Below are 10,708 nucleotides of genomic sequence, written 5' to 3' on the forward strand. Positions count from 1 at the left end.
TCGAAGATGCACAGACATGGCGCACATATGTTGGACGCCACGTCCGCGCGCTTCGCCCTCTGGGCGCCGGATGCGCGCAGCGTGAGCCTGCAACTGCAAGACCAACCTGAAATCGATATGCAGCGTGACAGCGATGGCTGGTTCAGCATCGATGTCGCCTGCCCGCCCGGCAGCCGTTATCGCTATCGGGTCAACGCTGAACTGGAAGTGGCCGACCCGGCCTCGCGCTATCAGCCCGAGGGCGTACATGGCCCCAGCCAACTGGTCGACCTTGCTGCCTACCCCTGGCTGCACCCGTGGCAGGGCCGGCCCTGGCATGAAGCAGTTATCCAGGAAGTGCACGTCGGCCTGCTGGATGGCTATGCCGGGGTCGCCGGGCAACTGCCGCGGCTGGCTGAGCTGGGCGTAACCGCCATCGAATTGATGCCCTTGGGGCAGTTCCCAGGCGAGCGTAATTGGGGTTACGACGGCGTGCTGCCGTTCGCCGCGCAGCACACTTACGGCAGCCCGCAGCAGTTGTGTGCCCTGGTTGATAAAGCCCATGGCCACGGCCTGATGGTGATGGTCGATGTGGTCTACAACCACTTCGGCCCGGACGGCAACTACCTGCACGCCTACGCTGACCCGTTCTTCCGTGAAGACCGGCAGACGCCATGGGGCGCCGCGATTGATTTTCGCAAGCCCGAGGTGCGCGAGTACTTTATCCAGAACGCTCTGATGTGGCTGTGTGACTACCGCATTGACGGCCTGCGCCTGGATGCGGTGCATGCTATCGACCAACCGGATTTCCTGGTCGAGCTGGCCGCCCGGGTGCGTGCTGCAGTAGAACCGGGCCGACAGGTCTGGCTGGTACTGGAAAACGAGCACAATCAGGCCGACCTGCTCGAACAGGGCTTCGACGCGCAGTGGAACGATGATGGCCACAACGCCTTGCACGTGCTGCTGACCGACGAAGTGGAAGGGTATTACGAAGACTACAAGGACCGTCCAGTTGAAAAGCTCGCTCGCTGCCTGAGCGAGGGGTTCGTATTCCAGGGGCAGAACACTCGCCACGGCACCCCGCGTGGTGAACCCAGCGGGCATCTGCCACCGACCTCGTTCGTGCTGTTTTTGCAGAACCACGACCAGATCGGCAACCGCGCCATGGGCGAGCGCCTGACACGCCTCTGTCCGCCGCAGGCGCTGCGTGCCGCAACCGGGCTGTTGCTGCTGTCGCCGATGATCCCGTTGCTGTTCATGGGCGATGAAGAAGGCAGCTGCCAGCCGTTCGTGTTCTTCACCGACTTCCATGACGAACTGGCCGATGCAGTACGTGAGGGGCGCCGCGGCGAGTTTGCCCATTTCGCCGCATTTGCCAACCCCGATACCCGCGCCAAGATCCCCGACCCGAACGCCGCCGCGACCTTCAACGCCTCACGGCTCGATGGCCAGCAGGTACTGGCCGGCTGGCACGGCTTATACCAGCAACTGCTGCAACTGCGCGCTCGGCATATCGTCCCGCATTTGCCCGGCACCCGCGCACTGGGCTGCGAAGTGCTCGGCGACAAGGCCGTCAGTGCGCGCTGGCAGTTGGGCAACGGCAGCGAGCTGCGCATCGACCTCAATCTGGGCGGCACTGCCGTCAACGCCAACCTGCCCACCGCCCGCTGGCGCCTGTTCGACACCGGCGCCGATGCCCACCCTGACACTTCCCTGACCGCGCACAGTTGCGTGGTCAGCCTGATCCCTTCTGGCCTGGAACCTTCATGAGCGACTCGCCCCTGCACCAATTGGCCGCTCGGGCCGGCCTGGCCCGAGACTGGATAGACGCCAACAACCGCCCGCAACAGGTCAGTGACGAGGTCCTGCGCCAGGTCCTGGCCGGCCTCGGCCACCCTGCTGACGATGATGCCGCGAGCACTGCCAGCCTGCGTGATCTGGAACACGCCGAAGACGGCGAGCACCTGCCGCCGCTGTTGACCTGCGAGGTCGACCAGACTCTGTCGCTGGTGCATTACTTCCCGGCGGGCAGCGCTGTGCAGTGCGTGCTGGAAAACGGCGACCCGCTCGAGCTGCAACTGGACGAGCAGGCGCGGCTGCCGGGCACCCTGCCACTTGGTTACCATCAACTGCAGATCGAGCAGCGCGAGTTCACCGTGGCGGTTTGCCCGCCGCGCTGTTACAGCCTTGAACAAGCCGTTGACGAGCCGCCTGCGCGGCTGTGGGGCCTGGCCGCTCAGTTGTACAGCCTGCGCCGGGAAGGTGGCGGCGGTTACGGCGATTGCATGGCCTTGGAGCAACTCGCCCGCAGCGCTGCCGAGCGCGGTGCCGACGCCATCGCGATCAGCCCCATCCATGCCTTGAGCCTGGCCGATCAGCAGCATTTCAGCCCCTACTCGCCATCCAGCCGACTGCAGCTCAACAGCCTCTACGCCAGCCCCGCCACGGTGCTCGGTGAGCGTGCGGTGCGCCTAGCTGTGGAAACCTGCCTGTTGCAGCCAACCCTCGATGCACTGGAGCAGGAGCCGCTGGTCAACTGGCCGGTGGCCGCCGACGCGCAACAGCGCGTACTGGAAGCCCTCTACAAAGACTTCAATCAGGGCAATCATCCGCTACGTGAGGACTTTGACAGTTTCTGCGCCGCCGCCGGCGAGCCGCTCACGCTGCACTGCCGCTTTGAGCTGCTGCAGGCCGAAGCCGTCGCTCAGGGCATGAGCGGCGACTGGCGTAACTGGCCGCCGGCCTGGCAAGACCCTCACCACCCTGAAGTCGAAGCGTTGGCCGCCGCACATCCGTCGCGGGTCGAATACCATGCCTTCTGCCAGTGGCTGACCGAGCGCAGCCTGCAACGCGCGCAACAAGCGGCAGTTGCCGGCGGCATGGCCATCGGCCTGATCGCCGATCTCGCCGTGGGTGCCGACGGCGCCGGCAGCCAGGCCTGGAGCCGGCAGGATGAACTGCTGGCCAGCCTGACCGTCGGCGCACCGCCGGATATCCTCAATCGCTCCGGGCAAGACTGGGGCATCAGTGCGTTCTCCCCGGAAGGCCTCAAGCGCAACGGCTACCGCGCCTTCATCGAAATGCTGCGGGCCAACCTGGCACATGCCGGCGGCCTGCGCATCGATCACGTCATGGGCCTGCGCCGGCTGTGGCTGATCCCCAACGGCGCCAAACCCAGCGAAGGCGCGTACCTGAATTTCCCGCTCGACGACCTGCTGCGCCTGCTGGCGCTGGAGTCGGTCAAGCACGAGGCGGTGATCCTTGGCGAAGACCTTGGCACCGTGCCCGACGGCCTGCGCGAAACCCTGGCGAGCAAGGCCCTGCTGGGCATGCGCGTACTGCCTTTCGAGCAGCACTCCACCGGCCACTTCAAGACGGTCCTGGACTGGCCGGACGACGCCATGGCCACCACCGGCACCCATGACCTGGCGCCCCTCGCCGGCTGGCTGCAAAGCCGCGATATCGACTGGAGCCATCGCCTGCAGCTGCTCGATGCCACCGCCGAGCTGCACTGGCGTCACGACCGGCAAAAAGAGTGCGACGGCCTGCGCAGCCTGCTGGAAAGCAACTACGGCCCGCTGCCCGGTAACGACGAGTTGATTGACGCGGCTATCCGCTTTGTCGGCCATACCCGCGCGCCGCTGGTACTGATCCCGCTGGAAGACCTGCTTGGCAGCGATGAGCAGCCCAACCTGCCCGGCACTACCGAAGGCCACCCCAACTGGCGGCGGCGTTTTGCCAAGCCTGTAACTGAATTACTCGATGACGAAGACGCTGCACGGCGTTTGGAACTGCTGGCGCAAGCCCGCGAGCAAGCTTGGGAGCGTGACCGATGAAAGCCTTGACCGCCACTGTGCGCCTGCAATTGCACAGCGACTTCACCCTTGACGATGCAGTGCCGCTGGTGCCGTATTTTGCCCGCCTGGGCATCAGCCATGTGTACGCCTCGCCGATCCTCAAGGCCCGCGCCGGGTCACGTCATGGCTATGACGTGGTCGACCCGACCCAGATCAACCCGGAGCTGGGTGGCGAGGCAGCTTTGCTGCGCCTGATTGCCGCACTGCGCCAGCACGGCATGGGCTTCATTCTCGACACCGTGTCCAACCACATGGCCGTCGGTGGCGCCGACAACCCCTGGTGGCAGAGCCTGCTGGCCTGGGGCCGACGCAGCCCCTACGCCGAATTCTTCGACATCCAGTGGCACTCCGCCGACCCACTGCTGGCCGGTCAACTGCTGCTGCCGTTTCTCGGCAGCGATTATGGCCAGGCCCTGCAGAACGGCGAACTGCCGCTGACCTTCGATGCCACGACCGGCGTGCTCGAGGTTGCTCATTACGATCACCGCTTCCCGATCTGCCCGGCCGATTACGGCCAGATCCTCAGCCACAGTCCACAGCTGCAAGACCTGGCCCAGCACTTCACTGCCCTGCGCGGTTCGGCGCAGCCGCTGATCGACGCCCAGGCGCTGCACGCCGAACTGGCCCGTCGGGTCAACGCCGGCACCTCGCTGGAGCCAGCCTTGGCCGCCTTCGACAGCAGCAGTGAGCAAGGCTTCCATCGCCTGCACGAGCTGCTTGAACGGCAGAGCTATCGCCTGGCCAGCTGGCGCACCGCTGCCGACGACATCAACTGGCGGCGCTTCTTCGACATCAATGAACTGGGCGGCCTGCGCGTTGAGCGTTCGGTGGTGTTCGAGGCGACTCATGCGAAGCTGTTCGAGCTGATCGAACGCGGCCTGGTCGATGGCCTGCGCATCGACCATATCGATGGCCTGGCCGACCCTCGTGGTTACTGCCGCAAACTGCGCCGACGGGTCGACAGCCTGCTCGCCGCTCGGCCAGTGGAAGCCGCCGTGGAGCACTTCCCGATCTACGTCGAGAAAATCCTCGGCGTCGACGAGCACCTGCATCAGGACTGGTTGACCGACGGCACCACCGGTTACGAGTTCATGAACCAGGTGTCGTTGGTGCAGCACGACCCGGCCGGTGAGGCGCCGTTGACCGAGCTTTGGCGCGAAGTCAGCGAACGCCCCGAGTTCGAGGAAGAAGTCCGCCAGGCGCGCAGACTGGTGCTCAACGCGAGCCTGGCCGGCGACTGCGAATCGGTGGCGCAGGCCTTGTTGCAAGTGGCCCGCGACGACCTGATGACCCGCGACCTGACCCTCGGCGCGATTCGCCGCGCCTTGCAGGCACTGGTCGAGCATTACTCGGTGTACCGCACCTACATCAACGCCCTCGGCCGTCCTGCCGAAGACGAAGTGTTCTTCCAGCAGGCCTTGCTCGCTGCCCGGCAGACCCTCAGTGAAGCCGACTGGCCGCTGCTGACCCAGCTCGAGCAGTGGCTCGGCGGCCAGCGCTGGCGCAGCCTGCCACCGGGCCGCGCGCGCAAGCAGCTGCGTCATGCCTGCGTGCGCTTCCAGCAACTGACCGCGCCCAGCGCCGCCAAAGCGGTCGAGGACACGGCCTTCTATCGCTCGGCGCGGTTGTTGTCGCGCAATGACGTTGGCTTTGAAGCCGAGCGTTTCAGCGCACCGCCCGAGGCGTTCCATGAAGAAGCGCAGCGGCGCTTGCATGACTTCCCGGACAACCTGCTGGCCACCGCCACCCACGACCACAAACGCGGAGAAGATTGCCGTGCTCGGCTGGCCGTACTCAGCGAACGCGGGCCATGGCTGGCGGGCCGTGTCGAGCATTGGCGCGAATTGGCCGAGCCGCTGCGCGAGGCGCTGGACGATGGCCCGGCACCGAGCCCTGGCGACGAGCTGATGCTGTATCAGACACTGCTCGGCAGCTGGCCGCTGCACCTTGACCTGAACGATCAGAGCGCGTTGGAGCAATACGCCGAGCGCATCCGCCAGTGGCAGCAAAAAGCCCTGCGCGAAGCCAAACTGCGCAGCGCCTGGAGTGCTCCAAACGAGGCTTACGAGGCCGCCTCGGCGGCGTTTGTCGATGGCCTATTGCTGGAGCGTGATCACCAGCAACTGCGCAACTCGCTGGCCGAAGCTGCACAGGCGCTGGCCTGCCCAGGCGCACTCAACGGCCTGGTCCAGACCCTGCTGCGGATGACCTCTCCGGGCGTGCCAGACTTGTACCAAGGCAACGAGTACTGGGACTTCAGCCTGGTTGACCCGGACAACCGGCGCCCGGTCGACTACGCTCTGAGACGGGCCACGCTGGATGCCAGCACGCCACTGGCCGAGCTGCTTGGGCAATGGCGCGATGGGCGCATCAAACAGGCGCTGATCGCCGAGGTGCTGGACCTGCGCATGGCACACCCGCAGCTGTTCCGCCGTGGTGACTACCTGCCGCTGGAGGTACAGGGCGAACATGCCGACAAGGTCCTCGCATTTGCCCGTGTTGCCGCGGGCGAGCGCGCCATCGTGGTGGTGCCGCGCCTGGCCAGCAGCTTGCTGGGCACTGCCAGCACACCGTTGATCCCAGCGCAGAACTGGGGCAACACACAGCTGATTCTGCCGTTTGCCGAGTCCACTGCACATTGGACTGGACTTTTTGCCAGCCGCGCGGTCAGCCCTACTAGAGCGCTGAATTTGCGCGAGGTATTGGCGCAATGCCCGGTCAATCTGTTGATACAACAATCTTGAGTATCAGGAGCGTCATGATGAGTGCCAACGAAAAGCGTATTCGCCAGTTTGCCTACGAAATCTGGGAGTCCGAAGGCAAGCCAGAGGGTCATGAGGAACGCCATTGGGAAATGGCCCGCAAGCTCGTCGAAGCGGAAGCCAGCTCGCCCCAGGCCGAGCCCCGTAAAAAACCTGCAGCCAAGCCCAAGGCCGCTGCCGAGCCCAAAGCTGCCGCGCAGCCAAAGCCCAGCGCCGCCCAGAGCAAAGCAGCACAGGCCAAACCTGCCGCCAGCGCAGCAGAAAAACCAGCCGCCGCGAAGAAGCCTCGCACTGCGAAGAAACCTGCCGGCAGCTGAAACGCAACAATTACGTAGCGGTTGAGCTCAACGCCTCCAGCACCCCGGCGCCGTCCTGCAAAGCAAGTTTGCAGCGGCGCCGGGGCTGGCATGAGCTACCCGCCGTACGAACACCTTTGCCCACCCATTCCCCTTGCCATCGAGGTCTGCCATGAGCCCCCGTGCCCAAAAGAAAACCCGCTCCGTTGCTCCCTCGCGCATTCGCGAGGGCATGCCCTTCCCCCTCGGTGCTACCTGGGACGGCCTGGGCGTCAACTTCGCCTTGTTCTCGGCCAACGCCACCAAGGTTGAACTGTGCATCTTCGATTCCAGCGGTGAGCACGAGCTCGAGCGTATCGAGCTGCCTGAATACACCGACGAGATCTATCACGGCTACCTGCCAGACGCCCACCCGGGGCTGGTTTACGGCTACCGTGTGTACGGCCCGTACGAGCCGCAGAACGGTCATCGTTTCAACCCTAACAAGCTGTTGATCGACCCCTACGCCAAACAGCTGGTCGGCACCCTGAAGTGGTCCGAAGCGCTGTTCGGCTACACCATCGGCCATCCCGATGGCGACCTGTCGTTCGACGAGCGTGACAGCGCCCCGTTCGTGCCCAAGTGCAAGGTCATCGACCCGGCCTTTACCTGGGGCCGCGACCACCGGGTGCAGGTGCCGTGGGATCAGACCATCATCTACGAAGCCCACACCCGTGGCATCAGCATGCGCCACCCTTCGGTGCCAGAAGAGCTGCGCGGCACCTTCGCCGGCCTGGCCAACGATGATCTGCTCAAGCACATCAAGGATCTGGGCGTTTCGTCGATCGAGCTGCTGCCGATCCACGCCTTCGTCAACGACCAGCACCTGCTGGAAAAAGACCTGAGCAACTACTGGGGCTACAACAGCATCGCCTTCTTCGCGCCGCACCCGGCGTACCTGGCCAGCGGCAAGATCGCCGAGTTCAAGGAGATGGTTGCGCACCTGCACAACGCCGACCTCGAAGTGATCCTCGATGTGGTCTACAACCACACCGCCGAAGGCAACGAGCAAGGCCCGACGCTGTCGATGCGCGGTATCGACAATGCCTCGTACTACCGCCTGATGCCGGATGACAAGCGCTACTACATCAACGACTCCGGCACCGGCAACACCCTCGACCTGAGCCACCCCTGCGTGCTGCAACTGGTCACCGACTCGCTGCGTTACTGGGCCGGCGAGATGCGCGTGGACGGCTTCCGCTTCGACCTGGCGACCATCCTCGGCCGTTACCATGATGGCTACAACGAGCGCCACAGCTTCCTCGTCGCCTGCCGCCAGGACCCGCTGCTGAGCCAGGTCAAGCTGATCGCCGAGCCGTGGGACTGCGGCCCAGGCGGTTACCAGGTCGGCAACTTTGCGCCGGGCTGGGCCGAGTGGAACGACCGCTTCCGCGACACGGTGCGCAGCTTCTGGAAAGGCGACGAAGGCCAGCTGGCCGACTTTGCCGCGCGCATGACTGCCTCCGGCGACATGTTCAACAACCGCGGCCGGCGCCCGTATTCTTCGGTCAACTTCATCACCGCCCACGACGGCTTCACCCTGCGTGACCTGGTCTCGTACAACGACAAGCACAACGAAGACAACGACGAGAACAACCAGGACGGCACCAGCAACAACATGTCGTGGAACTGCGGTGCCGAAGGCCCGACCGAAGATCCCGAGATCGCCGCCCTGCGCATGCGCCAGATGCGCAACTTCTTCTCTACCCTGCTGCTTGCCCAAGGCACGCCTATGATCGTTGCCGGTGACGAGTTCAGCCGCACCCAGCACGGCAACAACAACGCCTATTGCCAGGACAGCGAGATCGGCTGGATCAACTGGGACCTGGACGAAGAAGGCAGCGAACTGCTGGCCTTCGTCAAACGCCTCACCCGCCTGCGCCTGAAGTACCCGGTGCTGCGTCGCTCGCGCTTCCTGGTCGGCGATTACAACGAAGCGATCGGCGTCAAGGATGTCACCTGGCTGGCGCCGGATGGCAACGAGATGAGCGTCGAGCAGTGGGAAGATCCGCACGGGCGTTGCCTGGGCATGCTCATCGATGGCCGTGCGCAGGTCAGCGGCATCGCCCGCCCAGGCTCGGAGGCCACCGTGTTGCTGATCGTCAACTCGCACCACGACACGGTGCCGTTCCTGCTGCCTTCGGTGCCACAGGGCGAGCACTGGAACTGCCTGATCGACACCGACCGACCTGAGCTGCGCAAGGCTGAGCGGCTGGAGTTCGGCACCACCTTCGAGGTGACCGGCCGTTCGTTCCTGCTGATGGTGCTGGAGCATGACGACGACTGAGTGCGGGCTGATGACTGATGCACCTCTGCAGCGCTGTATCGCTGCAGAGGTGCAGGTCACACACCGAAAAGTCACACGCCGCTAGCAATGTTTCGGCATAGCCAATTCAGGGCAAATAGCGATCCTCGCTATGCGCCTTGAATTGTTCAACGATTCCAATCCTTTACCTCCATTTACAGTTCATCGACACGCCCTTCACAGATTCTTGACGCAAGCGCTGCGGTCTCCTTAGCTGAACTTACCAACTGAAGTAAAAATTTCGCGCCGGGCGCTCTGGCGCGCGCCTTCGTGCGCGTTGAACACGCCCTGCGTGCTGGTTTGGGTCGCCCTCTGATGTGTGCCGTACAGCCCGTGACAACAGGCCAGGTCCCTTGGCTGTATTCAATGACAACAGAGGAGAACCGCCATGAACAAGACAGCGCATCCATCACGGATGGAACAGGTTTTCTACGCGGTTTCCACGTCGCTGCTTCTGGCAACCCCGGTGGAAACTTTTGCTTTCGATCAGCAGGACGACGAACCCTTCGCCAGCCTCTGGCAGCAACCGGCTGCGGCGCAGTTTGCGCTTGATCCGGTCAGCGCCAGCGGCTTGAACATCAATACCCTGAGCGCCCTCTCAGAACGGCTGAGCGAGCGTCAGCAGCGGCCCCGGCCTGACGTGGACGGCAACCAATGGGCGCAGCTTTTTCCCGGCCTGCCGCGCAGCAGCGCCCCAACGCAAAATCAGCTCGAAGCCCGCAGCCAGCAGTTGATCGTCGGCCCTGACCTGCTGGTGCGCGAATCATCCGCCGGCAACCTGCACCGCGCCGGCATCTTTGTCGGCCAGAACAACCTGCAGAGCTCGTTCAACGGCATGCGCCCGCTGCTTGGCGACAAGCAGCGCAATGCAGTCAGCCTCAGCGGCGAAAGCCTGGGCGTGTACTGGAGCATGAGCAATGACAAGGGCTGGCACCTGGATGCCGTGGCCATGGGCACGCGCATCGACGTCAGCGGCCGCAGCGACAGCGGCCAGCGCCTGGACGACAGCGGTCACGCCATGACCTTCTCGGTCGAGGGCGGTTTGCCTATTGGTCTGGGTGGTGGCTGGGTGATCGAGCCGCAGGCGCAGTTGATCAATCAGCAGTTCTTCCCCGGTAGCCAGGCGCAGGAGGCGACGTTGCAGACGTTCGACAGCCAGCCGAACTGGAGCGGCCGCGTCGGGGCCAAACTGTCGGCCCGCTATGATGTACGCGGAACGCCGGTCGAACCCTACCTGCGGACAAACGTCTGGTACGACTTCAGCAATGCCGATGGCGTGCAGCTGGATCAGGTCGACAAGATTTCCAGCTCGCGCAAGTCGACCACGGTCGAACTTGGCTTGGGGCTGGTAGCGCGGATGACGCCGGATGTGGCGCTGTTCGTCAGCGCCGACTACAGCAGCGACGTCGACGACAATGACCTGAATGGGCTGATTGGCAGCCTGGGTGTGAAAATGCGCTGGTGAACCGA

6 protein-coding genes are annotated in these 10,708 nt (G+C 64.3%); all 6 read left to right on the forward strand.

Features of this window, described 5'->3' with window-relative positions; all coding sequences use genetic code 11:
• Positions 1–6 precede the first annotated feature (6 nt).
• The 6 genes from treZ (at position 7) to K3F44_RS10945 (ending at position 10,703) form a co-directional block, all read left to right on the forward strand.
• On the forward strand, positions 7–1,749 hold the full coding sequence (gene treZ, locus K3F44_RS10920) for a malto-oligosyltrehalose trehalohydrolase (RefSeq protein ID WP_181087550.1): 1,743 nt from the start codon (positions 7–9) through the stop codon (positions 1,747–1,749).
• Positions 1,746–3,815, forward strand: coding sequence for a 4-alpha-glucanotransferase (malQ, locus tag K3F44_RS10925; protein ID WP_220634018.1), 2,070 nt, complete (start codon positions 1,746–1,748; stop codon positions 3,813–3,815). Before treZ ends, malQ begins: the two co-directional genes overlap by 4 nt.
• Positions 3,812–6,580, forward strand: a complete 2,769-nt coding sequence (locus K3F44_RS10930) for a malto-oligosyltrehalose synthase (RefSeq protein WP_220634019.1) — start codon at positions 3,812–3,814, stop codon at positions 6,578–6,580. Before malQ ends, K3F44_RS10930 begins: the two co-directional genes overlap by 4 nt.
• Before the next feature lie 14 nt (positions 6,581–6,594).
• Positions 6,595–6,915 (forward strand): DUF2934 domain-containing protein, encoded by a 321-nt coding sequence (locus tag K3F44_RS10935; RefSeq protein WP_101320924.1) that lies wholly within the window; start codon positions 6,595–6,597, stop codon positions 6,913–6,915.
• A 151-nt stretch (positions 6,916–7,066) separates the two neighbouring features.
• A complete protein-coding gene (gene glgX, locus K3F44_RS10940) occupies positions 7,067–9,220 on the forward strand; it encodes a glycogen debranching protein GlgX (RefSeq protein ID WP_101320926.1) in 2,154 nt (717 codons plus the stop codon).
• A gap of 406 nt (positions 9,221–9,626) precedes the next feature.
• Complete coding sequence (locus K3F44_RS10945) at positions 9,627–10,703, forward strand: autotransporter outer membrane beta-barrel domain-containing protein (protein ID WP_220634020.1); 1,077 nt, start codon at positions 9,627–9,629, stop codon at positions 10,701–10,703.
• Positions 10,704–10,708 lie beyond the last annotated feature (5 nt).

The organism is Pseudomonas sp. S07E 245, from assembly GCF_019599025.1.
In the GTDB taxonomy this organism is placed as follows: domain Bacteria; phylum Pseudomonadota; class Gammaproteobacteria; order Pseudomonadales; family Pseudomonadaceae; genus Aquipseudomonas; species Aquipseudomonas shirazensis.

Coding starts and splice junctions, on each gene's coding strand:
- treZ (WP_181087550.1), top strand. CDS start 7: ATGCACAGACATGGCGCACATATGTTGGACGCCACGTCCGCGCGCTTC.
- malQ (WP_220634018.1), top strand. CDS start 1,746: ATGAGCGACTCGCCCCTGCACCAATTGGCCGCTCGGGCCGGCCTGGCC.
- glgX (WP_101320926.1), top strand. CDS start 7,067: ATGAGCCCCCGTGCCCAAAAGAAAACCCGCTCCGTTGCTCCCTCGCGC.
- K3F44_RS10945 (WP_220634020.1), top strand. CDS start 9,627: ATGAACAAGACAGCGCATCCATCACGGATGGAACAGGTTTTCTACGCG.
- K3F44_RS10930 (WP_220634019.1), top strand. CDS start 3,812: ATGAAAGCCTTGACCGCCACTGTGCGCCTGCAATTGCACAGCGACTTC.
- K3F44_RS10935 (WP_101320924.1), top strand. CDS start 6,595: ATGATGAGTGCCAACGAAAAGCGTATTCGCCAGTTTGCCTACGAAATC.